Origin of the sequence: Geofilum rhodophaeum (assembly GCF_002210225.1) — a bacterium.
Classification (GTDB): Bacteria; Bacteroidota; Bacteroidia; order Bacteroidales; family Marinilabiliaceae; genus Geofilum; species Geofilum rhodophaeum.
In genome coordinates, this window is sequence record NZ_MWUJ01000004.1 from 108,797 (window position 1) to 132,727 (window position 23,931).

10 protein-coding genes are annotated in these 23,931 nt (G+C 51.4%); 3 read left to right on the top strand and 7 right to left on the bottom strand.

The window, feature by feature from the left end:
• Positions 1-18: 18 nt before the first annotated feature.
• The 4 genes from B4W65_RS05620 to B4W65_RS05635 all read right to left on the bottom strand — a co-directional run bounded on the left by B4W65_RS05620 (position 19) and on the right by B4W65_RS05635 (position 11,480).
• Positions 19-3,153 carry a SusC/RagA family TonB-linked outer membrane protein gene (locus B4W65_RS05620; RefSeq protein ID WP_088654147.1) on the bottom strand — a complete coding sequence of 1,045 codons (3,135 nt, stop codon included), beginning with the start codon at positions 3,151-3,153 and terminating at the stop codon, positions 19-21.
• A gap of 322 nt (positions 3,154-3,475) precedes the next feature.
• On the bottom strand, positions 3,476-6,370 hold the full coding sequence (locus B4W65_RS05625; protein ID WP_158522783.1) for a triple tyrosine motif-containing protein: 2,895 nt from the start codon (positions 6,368-6,370) through the stop codon (positions 3,476-3,478).
• A gap of 123 nt (positions 6,371-6,493) precedes the next feature.
• Entirely contained in the window at positions 6,494-9,160 is a 2,667-nt protein-coding gene (locus B4W65_RS05630) for a family 16 glycosylhydrolase (RefSeq protein ID WP_088654149.1), read from the bottom strand.
• A 331-nt stretch (positions 9,161-9,491) separates the two neighbouring features.
• Complete coding sequence (locus B4W65_RS05635; RefSeq protein WP_088654150.1) at positions 9,492-11,480, bottom strand: glycoside hydrolase family 97 protein; 1,989 nt, start codon at positions 11,478-11,480, stop codon at positions 9,492-9,494.
• 183 nt (positions 11,481-11,663) lie between these two features.
• Here B4W65_RS05635 and B4W65_RS05640 point away from each other — a divergent pair, with 183 nt between their 5' ends.
• Both B4W65_RS05640 and B4W65_RS05645 read left to right on the top strand, forming a co-directional pair.
• Complete coding sequence (locus B4W65_RS05640) at positions 11,664-12,602, top strand: bile acid:sodium symporter family protein (RefSeq protein WP_088654276.1); 939 nt, start codon at positions 11,664-11,666, stop codon at positions 12,600-12,602.
• Positions 12,603-12,618: 16 nt separating this feature from the next.
• Complete coding sequence (locus B4W65_RS05645; protein ID WP_088654151.1) at positions 12,619-13,962, top strand: 1-acyl-sn-glycerol-3-phosphate acyltransferase; 1,344 nt, start codon at positions 12,619-12,621, stop codon at positions 13,960-13,962.
• A 21-nt stretch (positions 13,963-13,983) separates the two neighbouring features.
• Here B4W65_RS05645 and B4W65_RS05650 read toward each other — a convergent pair whose 3' ends face one another.
• Entirely contained in the window at positions 13,984-16,341 is a 2,358-nt protein-coding gene (locus tag B4W65_RS05650) for a glycoside hydrolase family 31 protein (RefSeq protein WP_088654152.1), read from the bottom strand.
• A 34-nt stretch (positions 16,342-16,375) separates the two neighbouring features.
• Positions 16,376-19,231 carry a beta-galactosidase GalA gene (gene galA, locus B4W65_RS05655; RefSeq protein WP_240509492.1) on the bottom strand — a complete coding sequence of 952 codons (2,856 nt, stop codon included), beginning with the start codon at positions 19,229-19,231 and terminating at the stop codon, positions 16,376-16,378.
• A gap of 237 nt (positions 19,232-19,468) precedes the next feature.
• Here galA and B4W65_RS05660 point away from each other — a divergent pair, with 237 nt between their 5' ends.
• Positions 19,469-20,410, top strand: coding sequence for a glycoside hydrolase family 43 protein (locus B4W65_RS05660; protein WP_088654154.1), 942 nt, complete (start codon positions 19,469-19,471; stop codon positions 20,408-20,410).
• 1,039 nt (positions 20,411-21,449) lie between these two features.
• Here B4W65_RS05660 and B4W65_RS05665 read toward each other — a convergent pair.
• Positions 21,450-23,864, bottom strand: a complete 2,415-nt coding sequence (locus B4W65_RS05665) for a glycosyl hydrolase family 95 catalytic domain-containing protein (RefSeq protein ID WP_240509493.1) — start codon at positions 23,862-23,864, stop codon at positions 21,450-21,452.
• Positions 23,865-23,931 lie beyond the last annotated feature (67 nt).

Below are 23,931 nucleotides of genomic sequence, written 5' to 3' on the forward strand. Positions count from 1 at the left end.
GGTGTTCTGTTTTTTGAATTAGAAAGTAATGTTGGCGCCAAAAGAAATGGTACGCGCCTGAGGATAAATACCCTTGTCCACACCAATGGTAAAATAATCTCCGGATGCCAATTCAGGATCAAAACCATCGTAACCGGTAAGGGTCAACAGATTCTCCCCCGCTACATACAATCTGAGTTTGGAAATAGAAACCCTTTGACTGATGGTGGCAGGAAGGGTGTAACCCAGTTGCAGATTTTTCAGACGCAGGTAAGACCCATCTTTGACGTACAAATCGGACGAAGCCCAGTTGCCATTGGGATTGGCATTGGTCAACCTCGGCAGTGTATTGGAAGTCCCTTCACCGGTCCAGCGATCCAGAATCCAGGCCGGACGATTCATGGCAGGAATGTCCCCACGGGTAGAAAAATCGAACACATCGTTGCCCAGACTTCCCTGAAAGAAAGCATTCAAATCAAAGTTTTTCCAATCGCCGCCCAGATTCAGTCCGAAGGTCCAATCGGGCATCCCTTTTCCAATTTTCACGCGGTCGTTGTCGTCAATAACATCGTTGCCGTCAACATCCACAAAGCGCACATCTCCGGGTTGCGCTTTCTTATCGTAAGCGGCATTATAGGCATTGGCTTCGGCCTGATTTTGCAGAATTCCATCCGTCTTATAACCGTAAAAGAAAGGGTACACCTCACCGTTTTGGCCTTTAATGTAGGGACCAACACCCGACGCACCGGCATTTTCATAGATGGCTTCGCCCGACTCATTACCCAACTTTATCAGTTTGTTGTTGAGCAGGGAAGCGTTGCCATTGATGTAATATGAAAACTCTCCAATATTGTTTTTAAAACCCAGTTCAAACTCCAGACCGGAGTTTTCCATTTCTCCCGCATTGGCCATTGGCGCCCCCTTACCCACATAACGGGGAATGGGCTGATCCATCAGCATCCCGGAGGTGGTCTTCTTGAAATAATCGAAACCAAAAGTCAGCGCGCTGCGCCACAAACGGGCCTCAAAACCCAGGTTAATCTGCTCGGTCTCTTCCCATTTAATGTCGGGATTCGGCAGCTTTGAGGGACTGGCACCGTATTGCATGGCCATGTCGTCCCCGGCACCAAAATAATAGTTTTGTCCACCATCCATCAGGGAAGTATAGCGGAACTCACCAATGCGCTCATTACCATTTATACCCCAACTTCCCCGGATACGTAAATGATCGATAAATTCGGGACGGCCCTCCATAAAGCTTTCATTGGTAATGTTCCAACCGGCCGAGAAGGACGGAAAAACGCCCCATTTGTTGTTCGCTCCGAAGCGTGACGAACCATCGCGACGCACCGTGGCCTGAAACATGTACTTCTCACGGAAGTTGTAGTCGATGCGACCGAAATAAGAAGCCAGGGTTACCGAACTGTAACCACCTGTGCCCCCGGCCACACGCTCCAATGCACGATCGGCAATGGCGTAGTTGATGTTGGCTTTGGAAGGATCGTTTTCCAAAAGGTCGTAATCGTCGCCCCACAACTCGCGAAGGGTGTATTCCATGGCCGACTGTCCCAACAGGGCAGTAATGTTGTGGGCCTCGTTCAGACTAACACTGTAGCTCAGGGTGTTCTCTAACTGCCAGCGGAACCCGCGGTGCATGTTCGAATAGACGTGACTTTGGGTGTGATTTTTACCCTGACTGGCCAAAAAGTGCTCAAAAGTATAACCATCGTTGCCCCAAAAAGCCAGGTCAACCCCGTAACTGCTCTTGAATTTCAGGTTGGGCAGCACATCCAGTTCACCCCAAAAAGTGGAGACAAACTTGTCGGAATTGCCGTAACCGTTTTGAGGCGCATGCAGCATGGCCACAGGGTTGGCTATTTCCTGAAAACCTGCAGGCGGCAAAGAGAATACTTTTCCGTTGGCATCGCTTACCGCATGGGGGTAATCGGCCAAAACGGCCTGCGGATCCTCGGCATAAACCGGCACCAGGGGATTAAAGGCCAAGGCACTACCCAAAACAGAACCGTACTCGGTATTGGTCTCGATGCTGGAGGACTTATCGCGCGAATAGCCGGCATTGATGCCCACGCGGACTTTATTTAAAAAGCTGCGGTCGTCGGCCTCAAAAACGGTGTAGTTGTTGTTGGCCCTGATGCTGTAACGCTCGTAATTGGATTTGCCGTAATTGCCACCAACAATCCCTTCCTGGTTGTAGTAGCCAAAAGATAAGAAGTAAGAACCTTCCTCATTGCCTCCTTGCACGCTGAACTGGTGATTTTCTACAGGGGCATTGTAATTGAAGGTTTCATCCTGCCAGTCGGTTCCCTTACCGGCGGCAGCAACCTGTTCGGCAGTATAGCGCGGTGTTTGTCCGTCGTTGGCCAGGGCCTCATTCATAACTATCATGTACTCCCGGGCATTCAACACCTCGCGCTTTTTCCATGGATTTTGCCAGCCATAGGAGAAATCGTAACTCACGGTGGCTTTGCCTTTGGTGCCGGACTTGGTGGTGACCAGCACCACGCCGTTTGCGGCACGTGCACCATAAACAGCAGCAGATGCTGCGTCCTTAAGAATCTCGACCGACTGGATGTCGGTGGGATTCAGGTAGGAAATACCGCCATCGACAGCCATTCCGTCGACGATATAGAGTGGCTCACTGTTGTTGACCGTTCCAATACCCCTGATGCGCACTTTGGAATCGGCACCGGGCTGACCCGAGCTTTGGGTAATTTGCACGCCGGAGACTTTGCCTTTCAAAACATCTTCGATGCGTGAAGGCTTGGCATTGTTCAGATCTTCGGCACTCACGCTGCTGATGGCAGCAGTGACTACACTCCGCTTCTGCACACCGTAACCCACTACAATCACCTCGTCCAGATCGGTCCAGCTTTCCTCCATCTCTATGTTGACTTCGGAACTGTTGACCACCACCTCACGAGAATCCATTCCTATAAAGGAAAAAATAAGCGTGGCGCCCATGTCGGCAGACAAGGAATAGTGCCCGTCGATATCCGTTATGGTACCCATACTGGTTCCCTGCTGAACCACACTTACGCCGGGTATGGGACTTCCGTCGGACCGGGCAGTCACCCGCCCGGTAACATTCACCTGTTGAGCCACCATCACGGCAGTCGTCAGGATAAACAACAAAATACCTAGTGTTCTTTTCATAAAACAAATTTGATTGGTTGGTGTGAAAACTTAAAGGTTTAAAAAACTAAAACACTGAGGCAAAACTAATCCCAATTGTTAACGAACACTAAAAACCAGCTTCACTTAAACATCATTTCGCACCTCACAAAAACCTCATTCAGCAAAACATAAAGACCTTAAATACAATCAACTAATCAAGAACTAAAGCCACGAACCGCCTCACTCAGCATAAACTGCGTCCGGCTTTTTACCTTTAATCTGCTTTACGCTTATTAACAAAAAGGTCGGACAAGCAGTGCATGCGCTGCTTGTTCGACCCTTTTGTATCCCAAGTAAAAACTTAAATACTCATGATAAAATCCGACAGATTGTCCTTTCCCTCCAATCCAAGTTTTTGCCGCAACTTATATCGATTGTTTTCTACCGCACGAACACTGATGTTCATCAGCGATGAAATTTCCTTGGAGGCCATGTCCATACGCAAATAGGCACAGAGCTTTTGCTCGCGTGACGACAAATCGGGAAAGCGCTCCCGCAAACGCTTCAAAAAATCGGCATGCACCTGCTCCAGGTGTAACTCAAACACCTCCCAGTGCGCATCGTTATCGATGTCTTTATCGATACGACGCACCAGCTCATGAATACGCCGTTGCAAACCGGCTCCCTCCTTCAAGCCAGCAGCTTTCAATAAATCCTCCTTCAGGGAGACCAAAAACTCATTCTTTTGAATGATGCCCATGGTTGAGTTGGCCAGCTCTTTCTCCTTAAACACCATTTCGTTACGCAATTTTTCATTGCGCAAGCGAATCATTTCCTTCTCCTTCTCCAGAGCTTCATTTTTCAATTGTTCCTCCTTAATTCGGAAGTGTTCCTTCTGACGCTCCGTGGCCATTTGACGGCTCCGTGCCATTAAATAGCCCATTAAATACCAGGCACCCCAGGCCAACAGCAACATCAGAATTACATAAACGACTCTGGCCAGAATGGTGCGGTACCAGGGAGGGCTTATCTTAAAAGCAAAACTAAGGACGGGACTCTCTACACCATAAACGTTACGGGCCTTAACATGAAAAATATAGCTGCCCTCCCTAAGGTTGGTAAATTGCCGACTTTGGCCATCGGTCCACGCACTCCAACCCTGATCAAAACCTTCTATAAAAGTGGCATAGCGAACACCCGACTTCTCAAAATAGGTGGCGGAGTAACTCACCTCAAAGGCATTGTTCGAGAAAGACCATTCGGGAACAGGATCAGAAGCGACCAACGAAGTAGAGACAAAATAAGCAGGGCCCTCCTGCAGGTTACGAAAACCACGCAGATGAACATTAAAAGGAGCAGCAAACTCCTTGGCCGAATTTACCGTGTAATGGGCAAAGCCATCCTCCACGCCAAACAAAGCATTATTGCTGTCCACCACATACAAATACTCAAAACCGTTGACCAGACGGCCATTCATCGGATAAAAAGGCGCCGATTGCCTCACAAAGGAGCCGTCCTCCATTCGCCGCAAAACCCCGGCACCCCGGGCATTAAAAAACCAAAGGTTGTGTTTGTCGTCCTCCTTCAAAAAGGAAGGAAAGCCCTCCTCCAAAAAATAACTGTTGATGTGGTGGCGGTAAAAGCTCTCCGTACCTTCGTCGTAACCAAAAACCCCTTTGAGCGAACTAAATACCAACTCCCCTCTGACCTTACTGACATTCAAAGCTAAGTCCTTATCCAAACCTTTTACGTCGTTGTAGGCTTCTACTCGTTTAATGGTTTCATATTCGGAATCAAAATAAACACGAAAAGCCCCCAAATAGCCATGCGTAACCCACAGACTGCCGTCCGGTGCCCACTCCATAAATCTTGCCGAACGGCTAAAACCTTCCAGCGTCTTCAAAAAATGCCATTGCCCCTGCCTTTTCTCCAACAGAAAGAAACCATTATAGGCCCCCACCAGCAAACGGTCACTACGCCCGGGCAAATACCTGAAAATCCAGGCACCCACCACACTGGGAGGGGTAATTAAAGTGGCCTGACTTTCCCTAACAGCAAAAACGCCGGAATTGTGGCCGCACAACAAGGCGCCATCCTCGTCCTCAAACAGCGACCAAACCTGTCCGGCAGTACCTTCAATGCGCTTAAAATAACTGCGATCCTTCACCGGATCAACAAAATCCTTTTTGTCCACCCGGTACAAGGACTGATTGGTTCCCAAATAAACCTGCTCGTCGGTAAAAGCAGCTGCGTAGCCCGTGCCAATATCGTAGTAGCCCTGCAAAAAACTAATGGTCGAGTGGTACGCTATACGTGCAATACCGTTGTCAAGACCAGCCCAAATATTGCCCTCCTGGTCAATTTCGAGACTCAGAACCGTATTGTTGCTCAAGCCACGGTCTTTATCCACCAAGGCCCGAATATTTCCTTTGCGATCGCTAACCACCACGCCCGATTGAATCGTTCCAAAAACCAACTCATCCTGGCCGTAGCTGGCGCCACAAAAAACGTTGGACCGATTCAGCAAATCCGACACCGGCGTCTGCCACGACCTAAAGCCTTCTTCGTCCCACAGATAAAGCCCCTCGGTTATGGTCCCCACCAAAATCCCTTCGTCACCCAGGTCAAACAAAGCACCAATACTTACCCCACTGAAATCTTCTCCCCCCTTTACCGTCTTAAGTTGGCCGTCAACATACTCCATTAAGCCAGCATTTTCATCCGAAACAAACAAACGCTCTTTTACCAGAAACGCTCTGGTGATGCGTGTTGCAGCAGGTACCCACCGCAGCGAATCCTTCCCGCGTAAAAAGGCCAGGCCCTTATCGGCCTGAAAAACCACCTCTTCTCCAAAAACAAGAATCTTCCAAACATCTCCCACATCCTCCACGGGGATATGGTGGCGCAAAGAAGCATAACGCCAGTCGTTTTCCCCATTGAATGCATAGAAACCCAGTTCGTTGTAGGCGCCCATATAGACCAGTTCTTTTTCGGCCAGCACCGAGCGACTGATAACGGGGACCGACTGGGGCAATTTGCGCCAAAAGGAACCATCGTACTCCAATACCCCATCGTTGTTGGCCACATAAAGAAGCCCATGGGGCGACTGACTCACAGCCCAATTTTGGGTCCCGCCCTTATAATGCCGACGGTTGTACCACTCGACCTCAGGAAGACCAAATAAGGGCACATCGGCCCGAACAACAGAAAAACAGCTGTTGATCAACAAAAGCCACACCCACAAAAAATACCGCATTCGCCTACATTCCATATCGAACCCTAAAAAAATTGCTTGAAGTGTCCCTAAATTAATAATTATTAACAAACAAAAGCCGGCCAGGGGCCGACTTTTAATATATCATCCAAACAAAGCTGGAAACTAGTGCAATACCACCTTATGCGCCACTCCGGCCACATGCAAAACATAAAGTCCACGTGGAAGATCCCCAACAGGCAATACACTTACAGAACCTACAGAAAGCTGCCAACGCACCAATTGTCCATGAATATTGTACAGCTCAAGCTGCTGATCGGGCGCACACTGAACTTCCAGAACATCCTTTACCGGATTACGCAGCACCTTACCCTCCAACACCTCCGCAGCAGCAAAAGACGTCGGAACAAGCGGAGTCAAAAGTACTTCATCCAAAAAAACGCTTGTTTTTAAGGTCGTACTGCCCGGTATATCACCCATTTCAAACACCAGCTTGCCATCGTTATAGGCATTATGCTTGGTAAAGGTGTGGGAAAAGGACTGCCACTGAGTAGTCAAAGCAAAAGTCTCCTGATCCATAAAGGCAACAAACCAGGGATCAGCCTCCAAGCCTTTGCCAACATTCACATTTATATTTCTATCATCCAACGCCTTAGCCTTAAAAGTCAACAGATAATCGCCATCGGGCAAGGTCAAGCCATCAATAAACAATTGCACCGAATGATCGGCCCAACCCGCCTCCGCAATGCTAACGGCCGCCTCCTGGTCGCCCCCGTACACCACCTGAGCCACGCCCCCGTCACCGGTCCACATGGCCCAACGATCCGGTTCCGGCTCCTCTTCGTCCCCGCCCTGATACAGGTTGGTGTTGACTGGTGCCTCAGCATGCAGAGAGTAAACAATATCGTCAAAAGCAACATCGCCAATACTTGTACTGCTGCCGGCCTGTGTTACCGCAAAGGGTACGGGCACGGCCGACAAATCCAGGCCATCTGCCACCAGAGAGGCGAGCGGAAAACCAACCTGGTGCCAAACACCATCCCGGACAAAACCAGAGGGATCATTCCCTGCAAGGAAGTCCACATGCCCCTTGGAGCCATTGGCACCCGAGATTTCAATCCGAAAGCTCTCAGTTGAAGCACTTTTAACTGAAAAATGCAGGTAGCCGTCGGCAAAATGTGACAGATCAGCTGCCTCATCGTCGTGTACGCCAAAACCCCACCAACCGGCACTCCCCTGCGACGCAAAAGCCAGCACTTCTTCCCCATCGTAAGGTTTGGTAGTGAGTGCGCGCAAAGTATTCTCCCAAATGTAGATGTGTCCATCAAGGTCGTCAATGAGCAGGGAGGCAGCGACATTGGGATTCTCGGTATAAATGCCGTAATGATCGGCCTCGATTTTATTCTCAGGAAGCACCAAAGGAGCATCTCTGTCGCCATTCAAAGCCGGATGTTCCAGTACGCTGGCCGAAGTACTGAAATACACATCGTCGAGCAGCAAATCAGCCACAGCCCCTTCGCCGCCGAGCATAAAAACGTTTGACAAGTTACTCATATCCAAGCCTCCTCCCAACAAATGGGCTACGGGAATACTGATCCGCTGCCAGGTACCATTGCGTTGAAAACCAAAAGGATCGGATCCGTAATTGAAGGCAATGCGGCCTTCTTTTCCATTGTGATCGCCAAGACCTATCCAGAAATTGTCGGACGAGGAGGTACGCAGGGCCAGATGCAGGTAGCCCCCTGCGAAATGCGACAAATCAAGCCCGTTGGCCGCATTCAGCCCAAAGCCAAACCAGGTGCGGGCCGCCGGAGCCCTAAAGACCAGCGCTTCTGCCCCTTCATATAAAGGAGCGTCTTCCAGGGGCTGAAGAGATCCTTCCCATATTTGCAGGGTAGTAACCAAGTCATCTAATACAAAGTGCTCAGCGATATTCGGATGCTCGGTAAAAATTCCGAAAGTCTCTCCTGTGGGCGGGGTAGTGGGGGGACTCACCAGCAGTTCGCCCTCGCCTTCTCGTTGATAAACCCTGATGTAATCGACAAACATTTGTGCAGGAAAGGGGGCCGTAATGGCTGTGGGATTGGTAATCCCTGGGAAAGAACCGCCAACTGCCAGATTAAGAACAAAATAATGGGGCCAGTCGCGAAACTCTTCCGCATCGGTCCCGCTGATATCCATCTCAAAATAGGGAGTCTCCAGATCGTTCAAAAACATCTGGATGGTACTTGGGGTCCAGATAAGGGTAAAGGTATTGTAATCGTACAAATTAGTACCCTCGGGTGCGGTCCATTGGGGACCATAGCCGGCGTAATTTCCTTCGTGCTGCCAGTGCAGGGCGCCGTTGAGCGTCCGATCCTGCTGACTGTTGGCAATACCCTCGGCGTGCCCGGCTTCCAGAATGTCTATTTCTCCACTGGCGGGCCATCCGTTTTGGGTGCCGAGCATCCAAAAGGCAGGCCAAAGACCGTTTTCCAGCACGGGTAATTTTATGCGTGCTTCAATTTTCCCATATTTCACCCCCACTTTTCCGCGGGTTTGAATGCGGCCCGAGGTAAAATCGTAACCGTTGAAATTTTCACGGCGGGCGGTAATAATCAGTGCGGAGTTGCCTTCTCCATCGGGCCCCACGGCCACATTTTCGGCCCGGTAGTGTTGCAATTCGGCATTGGCTCCGGTATTCCAAACGCCCACACCGGTCTCGTAGTTCCAAACATCGGTATGGAGACTTGTGCCCTCAAAATCTTCTTCCCAAACAAGTTGGTACTGAGCCTGAGCGCCAAAGGTCCAAATCAGCAAAAGGCTGGAAAAAAGCCATCGGTAATTTTTCATACTGCTAAAGTTAAAGGTTTTAGTTTTTGCAAAAGCCTGTCCGCCTGAGCGGACAGGTTTAAATGTCAGGTGTGAAAAGACATAGTTTGCGTCATCGGTGTCAAAATTACGCAGCAACTGTTAACGAAACCTAATAACAACCTTCACTTTAAGCTCTCTAAAAACTCACAAAAACCTCATCTGGGCATTTTCAACAAAACAAACAAAACACTATCTAACAACTCATTAAACACAAAACTCCTCCTCACACCCCACCCCACTTCAAACAAAAAAGAGACGATCTCAAAAGTCTGGAATCGCCTCTTTTTATATACCCTATCGCTGTAGAATTTTATCTTTCCTGGCTCAGCGGTCTCACAATGGCGGCCCAACCGCCACCCGACGCCATATGAATATCCATTTGAGTGTTTCGGTCCACCCGAACCACCTCGCGCACATAGTCGGTGGCCTCGCGGTAGGCGTTGATGCCGTCCCGAAAGATTTCCGCCTCAAATTGTCCCTCTGGCAAAAAAGAAAAATCCACCTTCAGGTCGCGCCCATCCCAATTGGTCATTCCCCCCAAATACCAATTGTCGTCCTTTTGTCTCGCCATCAGCAAATACTCGCCCAGCTTGGCATCCAGCGCCACCGTGGCGTCAAACACGGTAGGAATGGCTGCAACAAAAGCAGTAGATTCGGCTTCACGCTGATAGGCCGTGGGCTTGTCGGCCAGCATGCTGAAGGGCGACTCAAACACTACATACATAGCCAATTGGTGACAGCGGGTACCCTGACTCACGGGATTGCTGTGTATGGCGCGCCAATTGAAGCGATTGGCGTTGCGCATGGCACCGGGCGTATAATCCATGGGGCCCGCCAACATCCGGATAAAGGGCGCCGTTACATCGTAGGTAGGAAAATCGGTATACTCGGTCCACTTAACCTGCTCCAGACCAAAAACCCCTTCGTAGGTCAGCACATTGGGATAGGTCCTATGTAAACCCGTAGGCTTATAGGCGCCATGAAAATCGACAAACTGCTTATATTCCGCAGCTTTTTGGGCCGCTTCGTAGTAAAAATTAACCACCGGCTGATCGTCGCGGTTCATAAAATCGATCTTATAACCCTTCACCCCCATGGCCGAGTAGGTCGCAAAAACTTCATCCATTTGCTTGCGCAGCGGTGCCCAACCGGCCCAAAGCACAATGTCCACCCCCTTGGCCTGGGCATGGTCTATAATGGCCGGCAAGTCAATTTCGGGGACAATCTTAAGCAAATCCGTGCTCTCCGACCAGCCTTCGTCCAATATCACATACTCGATGCCGTACTCAGCGGCAAAATCAATGTAATGTTTGTAAGTCTCGGTATTGATGCCGGCCTCAAAATCCACGCCCGAAATGTTCCAGTCGTTCCACCAGTCCCAGGCCACCTTTCCAGGCTTAATCCAAGAAGTGTCGGCTATCCTCGAAGGGGCAGCCAAGAGATACACCAGGTCGTTGTTGAGCAGTTCGGCATCGTTGCCTGAAACGGCGAAAACACGCCAGGGGTAGCTGCGCTTTCCACTGGTTACAGCCAGGTAATCGGCATAGCGGGTCACGATCGATTGCAAATTGTTGTGCCCCCCGGGCTCCTCTTCCAGCGGATAAGGACTCAACTCCCCTACAAAACCATTGCGCGCAGCATTCACTTTCAGGAAAAATCCGGGATAATCTTCCAAATCGGCTTCGGTAATCACCACCTTAACCCCACTTTTCTGCTCCACCAAAAAGGGAAGAATAACGAGCGAGTCGGCATACATCTCCTCAAGGGATTGCACCGTATAGGGACTCTCATGAGAGGCCTGATAACGATAAATACTCTCCCGGATGTAGGGCACCCAGGCCTTGTCGGCCTTTGGGAAGTCGAAAGCAAGCGTTTCGCTCATAACCTTTACTTCTCCCTTTAAGTTGGTCTCGAAGCGATAAGCCATACCCTGATCGTACACACGAAATACCACACTGTAATTGCCCCTAAAGTCGAGCCGCAATTCATTGTAAACTTCCTCGATCTCGTCCTTCTTATAAAAGGGACTGTTCACCAGATTTTGGTGATTTTGCAGCTGAATTGTTTTTAGGCGGACTTGCTGACCCAGAACGCCGTATTCCTCGAGCTCGATCTCCATACCGGGCGAACTACTAACGACCTCCTGGTCGTAATACAGAGTCCACGCAACACCCTGATCCACCTTCACCACCAATTCGAGCCGCCCCGAAGGCGAGGAAACGGGCAACTCCTGCTCGGCTGCACGTATTCCTGAGCCAAGCAGCAGGCAGCACACCAACACTACAATAATTTTTTTCATAGACTATTTGTTTTTGAGGGATTGCACAATTTGGTAAGTACACAAAAATAAACAATTTGCCCACACAGGCCTAACACAATCTTGTCAAAGCCTTTGCAAATCATGTGTCTGCACCCTAACTTGGGTTTTGGAATAGTTTTCTTATTTTCGCCCTTTCTTTTTTCCGAACCAGAAAGCCAAGTAATGAAGGTATTGGATCAGATTGTACTGAACTTTTCGCAGCAGGGATTGCTGGCACTCAACATTGTTATAGCCCTAATTATGTTTGGGGTAGCCCTGGACATTCGCTGGCGGCATTTCATCGACCTGCTTAAAAACCCCAAATCGGTTGTGGTAGGTGCGGCAGCTCAATTTCTGCTGCTTCCGGCCCTTACCTTTTTACTGGTTTTGGTGGTAAAACCCACGCCCACCGTAGCCTTGGGCATGATCTTAGTCTCTGCTTGTCCCGGCGGCAACATTTCCAACTTCATGAGCTACCTGGCCAAAGGCAACACCGCCCTTTCGGTCAGTCTGACCGCAGTATCCACTTCCCTGGCGGTAATTATGACCCCTTTAAATTTCACCCTTTGGGGCAAACTCTATCTCGACTTTTACGAGCGCTCCGATGCCGGAGCTTATCTGGTGCCCATTGAAATAGAACTCTTTGAAGTGGCACAAACAGTCGTACTACTGTTGGGCCTACCGGTATTTCTGGGACTGATGTTCAGACATTATCTGCCTCGCCTGACACAAAGAATATTGCGCCCGGTACGCACCGGCTCCATTGTGGTATTTATTGCCTACGTCATCATTTTACTGAGCGCCAACTTTGAGCCCTTCATCCGTTACATCCACCTGGTATTTTTAATTGTACTGGTGCACAACGCCCTGGCCCTGGGCACGGGCTTTTCTTTGGCCTCTTTATTGAAACTCCCGAGGGTCGACCGACGTACTGTAACCATTGAAACAGGCATCCAAAACTCCGGTTTGGCCCTGGTGCTGATCTTTAACCCCAAAATTTTTCCACCCGAACTGCAACTTGGGGGCATGGCCTTTATTGCGGCCTGGTGGGGCGTTTGGCACATTGTAAGCGGATTGATACTGGCGGGACTCTGGTCGCGCAAAAAACTGAACAAGGCTTAAGCTAAAGACTTTTATTATGAGTTACGAAAAATGGTCGCTGCGCTATTATATACTGAAACAGTACGTACGATTTATCGACTGGGTCATTCACCGTCGCACCCTTATTCAGGGGAAGGACAACATTCCCGTTAACAAGCCGCTGGTGTTTGCGCCCAATCACCAAAATGCGCTGAGCGACCCTATGGCTGTTTTGCTGAATGTACGGTTTCAACCGGTTTGGCTGGCCCGGGCCGACATCTTTGGCAAAAGCAAAATTACAGACGCCATTCTTCGCTTCCTCAAAATTATGCCCGTTTACCGCATGCGCGACGGCATGGAAAGTCTGGGTAAAAACGAAGTCACTTTTACGACCTCCGTTAAGGTCCTGCAAAACAATGCTGCACTGGCCCTTTTCCCGGAGGCGGCCCACACCTTTAAACGCCAGATCAAAACCCATAAAAAGGCCATCCCCCGCATTGTTTTTATGGCCGAGGAGCGCACCGGGGGCCAGCTCGACATCCAAATTATTCCCACAGGCATCCACTACAGTCACTATTGGAAATTCAACCGCACCCTTATTCTTAATTTCGGACCGGCCTTAAGCGTCAAACCCTTCTATGAGGATTATGTCAAGGATCCACAGGGCGCCATCCGGCGCCTGCGGGAGGCGCTTCAGGAAGCCACGCTTCCCCTGATCGTCAATTTCAGGAGCGAAAAGTATTACAACGATTTCGAACGCATCCGTAAAATATACGGCGAACGCTTTTTACAACGCAGCGGAGGCACCTTTTCTCCCCTCAGTCTGTTCAACAGCGATCGTATTTTGGCCAACCTGCTTGACCAGCTGGAGGACGAAAAACCGCAGGAAACGGAGCAATTCGTGGAGACCTCACGCACCTATGGACAACTGCTGAAAAAGCACCGATTGAAGAGTCGCCTCGTTTTGAATGATTTCAATTACCTGCCGCGCCTGCTCGGTCAGTCGCTGCTTTTAATCGCAGGCTTGCCCATCTTTCTGTTTGGCCTGCTGTTCAATGGGCTGCCCTTTTTCACCATCGATTGGGTGGTGCGGAACAAGATCAAGGACCGGGCCTTTTGGAGCAGTGTTATTCTGGTATTGGCACTGATTGTTTTTCCCTTGTTTTACCTGCTGGAATTGTGGGCTGTAGCTCCCTGGATTCCGGGATGGTGGCGCCTTCTGTTTGTAGCCAGTCTCCCCTTTGCCGGAAAACTGGCCTTCAACTGGTACATTTTGTGGCGCAAAACCACGGGCACCATCCGGGTGCTGCGCATCAAATGGTTCCGTAAGCACCTCTGGAAAACCCTGATGCAGCATAAGCAGGAGTTGTTTAAGCAACTCGACCAGCTGCTGCCCGCCTAGGCAGATTGGTGACAAACAGAATTAAGGGGCAACAAACTGTCCATCCCGTTTAACCAGATGGAGTTTTTGCAATTGACCATCTGAAGGAAGACAAAGCAGCCCCCAGGCCTCCTCCGCATCTGCGGCATATACACGTTGACTTACCCGGGACCAGTCCATGGCACCGGTATGCTGGGCCAAGGGCAAGTGCGGCACAATAGCACCGTCGCGCACCAACAGCACAACCGGAATTTCACCGGCAGCAATGGTCTGCCACCCCGGCTCATAAACCCGACCGCTTTGGTAGTCGATCCATTTGTGCCCCCCCGGCAAATACACGTGGCGCTCAGTCACTTCTTCAAACATTGGGGCCACCAACAGATCAGACCCCAACAGGTAAGCATCATCGACCAACCAGGCGCCCGGATCATCGGGATATTCGACAAACAGAGCGCGCAACATGGGCAAGCCCTGACTGCTGGAAGCCTTGGCCTGGGCATAAATATAAGGCATCAAACGGTAACGCATATTTACCGCCTCCCGAAAAGCGGCGGTAAAATCTTCTCCATACGCCCAGGGTTCTTTGGGTGGAGCCCCGTGGCTGCGGGTATGCGAGGACAAAACACCAAAGGGCAACCAACGTCGATAAAGTGCTTCGGGGGTTTCCAAAACAAAACCGCCTACATCGTGACTCCAAAAGCTGAATCCGGAGAGACCGATACTGAGTCCGCCCCGCAAGGTGGCCTTCATGGCCGAATTGGTGTTGGCCGGGTCTCCACCCCAATGAAGCGGATAACGTTGACTGCCTGCCCAACTGCTGCGCGCCCACATTATGGTTTCTCCATTCACCTCTCGGGTAACATCGGCCACCGCTTTATTGTAGCGCAGCGGATACAGATTGTGTTCATAAAATCCAGTGCGACCGCTGTGATACAGGCCGCTCATTGGAGCGGCTTCACCAAAATCGACCTTAATGGCGCCTACGCCCAATTGCAGTAAGGCCCTGATTTTATTCTGATACCACACGAGTGCTTCCGGATTCGAAAAATCCAATATGGCGTCTTCGTAAGGCAGGCCCCCCTTGGCAGAACGAACATAAAGGCCTTTATCTACTATTTCGGGAAACAACTCATTTTGAGGAACAAAATAGGGCAACTGCCATAAGCAGGTTTGAAAGCCCTCCTCCTTTAAATCACCAATCATTTTTCCTGCATCATCAAAACGCGAAGAAGAAAAGCGATAATCGCAGCGCCAGTCGGTCTCAAACCAGCCGGTGTCAAAATGTATAACGTCGGAGGGAATGCGGTGCTTCCTCAACAGATGAGCAACCTGGCGACCGTCGTCTTCGGAAAAATAGCTGATGCGGCTCATCCAAAAGCCGAAGGACCAGAGCGGTGGCATTTCAGGACGTCCTGTTAGTCCGGTATAGGCACTCAGCACTTCCTTGGGAGCACCCAAAAACACAAACAGGTCAAGACTTTCATCGCCCAACAAAAGAGAATTAACATTGCTGTAGTAACGCCCAACGTCGGCCGTTACAGGAGCAGAAGTATGCATAAACATACCGTAGCCACGACTGCTCAAAAAGAAGGGAATGGGCTTATAACTGGTTTCATTTTGCGTTCCGTTGGCATCGTCAACGACCAACACTACGCGCTGACCACGCTTATTCAGCTCGGTGTACTGTTCACCGAAACCAAATATTTTTTCATCGGGGGCCAAAGTAAATGCGGCTGAGAAACTTCGGGAATAATCGGAAGCACGACGCACCCAACCAAAGGGCATTACAGGCGTGTAGGTGGTTTCGGCATTGTCGCTGTGATGATTGGTACTGGTCAGCAACTTACCCGCTGCATCAAATACAGCAATGCGCCAGGGATTTTCGCTCACCACAACGGCCCCATAACGGCTTTGGTAACGGTGACCACCAGCTACCCTTTCGTAGGCCCACATTTTGCCTGCCGGGGCACGACCATCAACAAGCATCAGGGAAGGCTCATCCTGCTCACGCGACAGCTGATGGCCCGAGGCAGCACGTATCCGAAAGGTGCGCTCATCTATAAAATCGATGCGAAAAGGCAGCGCGGGCGCCACCTCATATTCCCCTTCAGGAAACTCATTGGGAACAACTGCACGCAACACCCCCAACATATTGTTGAAGGCCACCCGGGTCTTATACGCATAGCGCTCATAGACCAACTGCCCCTGCGCAGTGACAGGGTCAAAGGCCTCCAAACGATCGGCCAGGTAGTAAGTATTCTGAAAACTCCTGAAATCAGCAGTTAAATCTGCCGGCTCATTCATGAGTCCCATCTCCTGCAACTGAGCTGTTGCAGAGGCTGCGCCTGTCGCCAGAAGGGCGACAAGCAGCAGCTTTCTGAATCCAAATGTTAGGTGCATGTGAAAAGGTATTGAATAAAAAACAGGCACTCGCCTATTGGGCCACCAGTTTCAATTGAAAATCTTGTAAATGTTCCGCTTTTCCCGTCAGGACCACCTCTCCGGGCGCTCCTGTCGACTGCACCAGCACTTGGGCCAATCCGTTGAAGGTCCTTCGTTGCCATTGCCCTGCCGGCAGTACAACTTGCAGCTCCCCGGGGTTAACATTGGGCTCGTCCCATACGTGGTTCTTCACATAGGGATGGGCAACAATAACCAGGGTGTTGCTCCCCACACTCAAATGCTCCGCAGGCAGGCTAAAAGTGTGCCGTTTCTGCTCATCACTTAGTCCTTCGGCCAGGAGATGACCATTGAGGTAAACCGACTGCCCGGTGCCGATACTGCGAAACATCCAGGTGATTTCCCCTTCGAGTTGTTCGCGGGTCAGCGCAAAGCGCCCCCTAAAAACGGTGGCTTCCGCCTGCGAACCCGGTGCCAGTCCCTCTTCCGGAAACGCAGCACCCCAGCTCTTGTCGTCGTAATCGGGCCGAACAGCCGCCGCTACATCCAGGCCGCCAGCCGGCGCTTCCTTCCAGGCAGCGGGTTCCACACGCAAATAAGAGGGAATAAAACGATCGGGCTCATGGGACGTAGGGTCTCCATTCCCCACCCCAATAATGCTGGCGGGTCCACTGATGTCGAAGTCCACCAAAACATTGGCATCGGGAACAGTGCGTCCTTTTCGGTCTTTTAGAGCTACAGTGACTACTGCCACATCCCTGCGATCGGCTTTTATTTCTGTGCGATCGGCACGCAAATGCACCTGCCGGGCTGCACCGGTGGTTTCCACCACCCGCGTCATTTTTCGCTGACCGGCTTTGTAACCCACGGCCTTAAGGGTCCCGGCTTTATAGGGCACCTCCCAGCTGAGGTGACTATTCAGCTCCATAGTTTTGCGCCCCAGACTCTTATTATTCAAAAACAGTTCCACCTCGTCCATGTTGCTGTATACCCATACATCTATCCCCTCTCCTTCACGCCCCGGCCAGTTCCAGTGTGGCAGAATGTGCAGGACGTCCTCACGGCTCCACCACGATTTCAGATAATAAACGTTGTCTTTGGGAAAACCGCAGAGGTCGAACATCCCAAAATAAGAAAGGACCGAGGGATAGGTAAAGGGGGTGGACTCGCCCCGATAATCGAAGCCGGTCCATATCACCATCCCGGCCAGGTAATCGCGACTGGCATAGTGTTTCCAGCCGTGCTGAATGGCAAAGAAACCTGTTGGCGTGTCGCGGTCGTAGGCTGCCAGGTACTGCCGCTCGGCATCATCAAAATAAATGCCACGTGTGGTATTGGTCGATCCTTCCTCAGTACCCAACGAGGGCTGCCAGGGAAAGCGCTCGTGGTGAACATCGGTATCGCCGTGACGCAAATAATTGTAACCCATTACTTCAATAACCGAGGAGATGCCTCCGCCCCAGCTGCCGCTGACGGCAGCGTTCAAAGGACGCGTAGTGTCAAACCGACGGGCATAGGCCTGCATGATTTCAGCCATGCGCGCACCTCGATCATTGGTTTCAATAGACCATTCTTCATTGCCGATGGACCACAGGACTACGCTCGGATGGTTGCGATCGCGCACCATCAGGCGGCCCAAATAATCCATAATTTGGTCGGTAGTACCCATCAAGCGGTTTTCATTCAAGATTAACATGCCGACGCGGTCGGCCGCCTCCAAAAGGGCCGGTGTTGGCGGATAATGCGCCGTTCGGTAGGCGTTATTGCCCATGGCTTTGAGTTGTTTAAGACGCCACTCATGCAAGGCATCGGGAATGGCGGTACCCACCCCGGCATGATTCTGATGATTGTTGGTTCCCTTGATTTTGACGTGCCTACCGTTCAGAAAAAAGCCCTTATCCGCCGTCCATTCGATGGTGCGTATTCCAAAGGTGGTACGGTAAATATCGACGGTTGCCCCATTTTGCAGGAGGTGGCTTTCCATGGTGTAGAGATGGGGTTGCTCCAAATCCCACAACAGAGGATCGGCCACATCCAGACTGTCGATGAAGGTTCTGCGCTCCATCGGCGCCATACGGAAGCTCCCAGCGCTTTTTCGAGCGACCTCCTGTCCCCCAGGATCAAGCACCACATTCACAAGCTCAAATTCAGCCACCTCAAGCGCCTTGTTTTGCACCTCAACTCGAGCGGTCAATGCCGCTTGTTTTTCTCCAACACTCGAAGTAACAAAGGTTCCGTATTGCGGCACATGCAAAGGGGCCACTTTGGTCAGCCACACATGCCTGTAAATGCCCGCTCCCTCGTAGAACCAGCCCTCCTCCATACTGGCATCTGCGCGCACTGCAATAACATTTTCGCCGCCAAAATTCAGGTATTCGGTCACATCAAAAGCAAAACTGGCGTATCCACTGGGCTCGTTACCACAATAAAAGCCATTGACCCAGACACGGGCGTCCCGGTATATACCATCAAATTCCAGAAAAATTCGCTTACCCTCATCTTCTGCAGGAAGGGAAAAGTTTTTACGGTACCAGCCTACACTGTTCTCAGGAAACCCGGGGCCCACTGTTTTATATCCGTGAGAGTGACTGGCGTGCGGTGCAAAACCCTGCTCCACAGCCCAATCGTGGGGCAAATCCAGTGGCCGCCAACTCCGGTCGTCAAACTCCGGGGCAGCAGCCCCGTCGGCATAACCGGCCTTGGCCAAATAGGTAAAATAACGGGTACCTACATTGAAATCTCTGGCTACATCCCCGGCATGCCCGTAAGCAAATTTCCAATCGAAATTCATCAAAAGGCGCTCACGTACCTGAGCATACAAATTGCTGCTGCCCATACTCAGCATAATTACCATCCCAAGCATTAGGCACAAGCCCTTATTACATTTCATATACATCGCTTAATAAGTTCAAGTATTCCAATTACGAACAACGCTTACAAAGATATTTTAACAGTTGTTGATACTTGTACACCAAATGAATCAATAAGCTGACTTATTTGTGCAAACTAGGGGGCCAAATGTTTTTTCGAGCCCCCCAATTTGTATTTCCAACCTGCGCACAAAGCCTGATAAACTAAGGATAGTTCGGGACTTTTATTATATTTGAGCAAACTAAAATCAAATACTATGCGCAATCTCTTATTTTCACTTGTTGGCCTCTTTCTGCTGGCCGCTTGTGCCCAAACCCCGGTAGAAGACCCCGTTTACCTCTTCAGTTATTTCAAAGGCAATGGAGACACCGGTCTCCACTATGCCTGGAGCGAAGATGGATACACCTGGCAGGAAATGAACAATGGCAAACCCCTTTTAAAGCCAACGGTAGGCAAGGATAAACTAATGCGCGACCCATGCATCATTCAGGGACCCGACGGCACCTATCATATGGTGTGGACCGTGAGCTGGACCGATCGTGGACTGGGCTATGCTTCCTCCAAAGATTTGCTTAACTGGTCGGAGCAAAAATTCATTCCTGTAATGATGCATGAAGATTCGGCCCGAAACACCTGGGCACCAGAAATTACCTACGATGCAGGCAGCGATGAATTCATGATTTACTGGGCCACAACAATTTCCGGACAATTTCCGGAGACCCAGGTAGAGGCAGATGCCGGTTACAACCACCGAATGTATTATGTAACGACCAAGGATTTCGAGACTTTCAGCGAAACCCGCTTGCTCTATGAGCCCGGTTTCAACGTAATCGATGCCACCATCATTCCCCACGAAGGCGAATTTGTAATGTTTTTAAAAGACGAAACCCGCACCCCGCCAGCCAAAAACCTGCATGTGGCCACCGCAAAACAGCTAACAGGCCCCTATACAGCACCGCTGGCTCAGATCACGGGCAACTATTGGGCAGAAGGACCAACAGCACTTCTTCTCAACGGCGAATGGGTGGTGTATTTCGACAAATACACCGAGAAAAAGATGGGTGCGGTAAAATCGGCTGATCTGCTTAACTGGACCGACATCTCTGACCAGGTGAACTTTCCTGCAGGCACTCGTCATGGAACCGCTCTCAAAATCGACCGCAAAGAACTCGAATTCCTCCAGGCCTCCCAGGACTAAAGTCCCGGGCCATGATTAGGACAGGTCGGTGTGCTCTAAAGGGCACGGATACAAAAGGGGACTAAAGTCCCCCTCGAGGCGGGACCTCGATACTTCTGAGTATAGACATCTCCTGCTTTCAAGACATCCTGCCGCTGGGGCACGGGTGCCCCGAGGCCGCGGACTTCAGTCCGCTTTCCTGAACAGGCGCAAAGCGCCTGACCACTTCCTCCCAATCATAACCCAGCCGACACACAAGGCCTCCCAGGACTAAAGTCCTGGGCCATGATTAGGACAGGTCGGGGTGCCCTAAAGGGCACAGACACAAAAGGGGACTAAAGTCCCCTCGAGGCGGGGCCTCGATACTTCTGAGTATAGACATCTCCTGCTTTGAAGACATCCTGCCGCTGGGGCACGGGTGCCCCCAGGCCGCGGACTTCAGTCCGCTTTCCTGAACAGGCGCAAAGCGCCTGACCACTTCCTCCCAATCATAACCCAGCCGGCACACAAGGCCTCCCAGGACTAAAGTCCCGGGCCATGATTAGGACAGGTCGGGGTGCCCCGGTAGGGGCACGGTCTCAAAAGGGGACTAAAGTCCCCTCGAGGCTTCGCCTCGACACTTCTGAGTATAGACATCTCCTGCTTTGAAGACATCCTGCCGCTGGGGCACGGGTGCCCCCAGGCCGCGGACTTCAGTCCGCTTACAAGAACAGGCGCAAAGCGCCTGACCACTTCCTCCCAATCATAACCCAGCCGGCACACAAGGCCTCCCAGGACTGAAGTCCTGGGCCATGATTGGGACAGGTCGGTGTGCCCTAAAGGGCACAGACACAAAAGGGGACTAAAGTCCCCCTCGAGGCGGGGCCTCGATACGTCTGGTCATAGCCATCTCCTGCTTTCAAGACATCCCGCCGCTGGGGCACGGGTGCCCCAAGGCCGCGGACTTCAGTCCGCTTTCCAGAACAGGCGCAAAGCGCCTGACCACTTCCTCCCAATCATAACCCAGGGTTTCAACCCTGGGGGAAGCGGTGACCAGCGGTAGCCAGCGGTGGCCAGAGCCTCAGCGCCCCACCTGCACCAACAAGGGCTGCCCCGCCTTCAGGCGCAACTCCAATCCTGCTCCCTTGCGGAGCACACGCCCTTGCCCTTCGCTGTGAAAATCCGTCAAAAAGGGCAAAGCCACCTCCAGGCGCTGATCAATATCCGACACCAGTGTAAAATGCAAACCTTCCTCATTCCAGCTCAGCCGGCTAAGCTGTACCTGGCCCCTTAAAGCCATACCTTCTACGCTGCCATGGGTCCACTCCGGCGGTAAGGCCGGCAACAAGCGCAACCGACCCGGCTCAGAATAAGCCAGGGCACGTAATATCACTGCCGGAAAACCCCCACTCATATCCATATTAAATAGATTGCCCGAATTGTGATAGGTGGCCAGGGAAGGGGCCCAATAGTAACGAGACATCCAATCGATGATTTCGCCGGTAAGTTCTGCCTCCCCCATATTGGCGGTCACCATGCCCAGCTGGGCCAGACCAAAAACCATTTCGCCTCCGTTTTGCAGTCGCCGGTGATGGAGTCGTGCCTCCACAGTTTTACGGGCAGCATGCATCAGGGCAGGATTGGCGACAAAATCGGGATCGATGCGCTCATAGAGACTGTACAACTGGGAAACGTGACGGTGACTGTGGTTTTCGGTATATTTCTCCGGCAGCCACTCAGCCAGCTCTCCCGCCTCATTGATGCGATAGTCGGGCATCTTTTCGAGCATCGACGACCACTTATTCAATTGTTGCGTCTCCTCGCCCAAAAGGCGACCGGCTTCCAGGCAATTGCGCAACACCTCCCGGGCTATCATCACATCCATAGTGGCGTTCAGGGCGACTTGCGAGGCACTGTTGCCGGGATTGTTCTCGGGCGAGTAGGAGGGATTGAACACATACTTCCCATCAGATCCTTCGTACAAAAAGTCCTCATAAAACCAGGCACTCTCCTTCATTATCGGATAAATGCGCTCACGCAGCAGATCCCTGTTGCCCGTGTACAAATAATAATCGTAAAGAATGCCGGCGGTCCACCCAGCCCCTCCGGTCCACAAGCTCAGCGTCCAGGTCTCGTCAAAGTGGATGTTGTAGCCATGGGTGCTCGAATGGGCCGGCACATGAATGCCGCGCGTTCCAAAGAGTCGTCGTGCATTTTCGCGATACCAGGGCAGCATCCGCTCGTGGTAGGACAAATAAGCCTCCATCAATTCCGGGGTATGGGCACTGAGTAGGTGTGAGACCGCCACCTCCACGTTGCCGTCGTGGGTAAAGCCCGACGACCAGGGGGGAGTCCAGGTTCCACTCCAGATGCCCTGTAAGGTCGGGGGATTAACCCCTGTAGAAGAAAGGATGTTGTAACGGGCCGCATCAAATTGCCTTTCAATAATGGCACCGTTTGATCCCCTGCGGGCTCTTTGCACAAAGGCTTCGGATTGCAAACCTGTCTCGGGGGCATCTTCTTCTCCCAATTGCAGGCGTACCCTGGAGAAGAGGTCGCCGTGGGTGGCCCGCTGGGCCGCCAAAAGGTTGTCATAGTCCCAGTCCCCTGCCGCCAACGCTTCCTGCAAATGCGGCAAAAGAGAAGCGTCATTCTCCATAAGGGCGGCCAGTTTCATCACCACCAGCACCTCATCGGCATCCTCTATGATAATTCGCTCGCCGCGTGTCTGCATACTCCCGCCCTTCAGTACTACACGGGCTGCTGCATCAAAACCATAGGGAATCCCCTCATAATGATGCACAAAACGAGTACTGTAGGTCAAACTGCCTGCTGCGGCACCCGCCTTGGCGCTCTTAATCCCACTCCCCACAAATTCATACTGATCCCAGGCAATGGGATGCTGTCGCAGAAACAGCTCCACATTAAGGGGAGCTTCGCCCTGCAGACGCAGCACGACCACGCTGTCGGCCCGGGAGACAAACAGACTGCGCTGATAAAGGGCGCCGTTTTGTTGCCATTGCACTTTAGCCTCTCCGGTTTCAAAATCGACCATACGCACATAGTCGCTCACATTGCCCGCCTGGGTAAGCACCCGCAAATTACAAAGAGGTACAAAGGGATCTATCCAATGCTTTTCGCCATAGCCTTCGGCCATACTCTGGGCTACCGGAATGGCGGCTGCTTCGTCGTAGCGGCCCTGCGCTATCAGCGCACGAATTTCCTCCATACGTGAAGCCTGATTGATGGGCGGCAAAGGAACACGCACCGGCATGTGGTTCAAGGCATGATTGATGATGATGGTCTCGTCGTGGGGCTCCCCAAAGACCAGCGTACCCACCTCTCCATTCCCGCTCAGCAAGGCATCCTCCCATTGGGGTGCCGGCTTCCAGCTTACAAAACCACGCTCGGGAACCGGAAATCCCTGTCCCCCGACGCTTTGGGCACCCGCCCAAAGCAGAACTACAAACCCTAAGGAAAATCGAATATATTTCATGTGCTCCTGAATTTTCATTTGGTTCAAAGATAAGAAAGGCCTCGTGCAGACGTTTCTGCACGGAGGC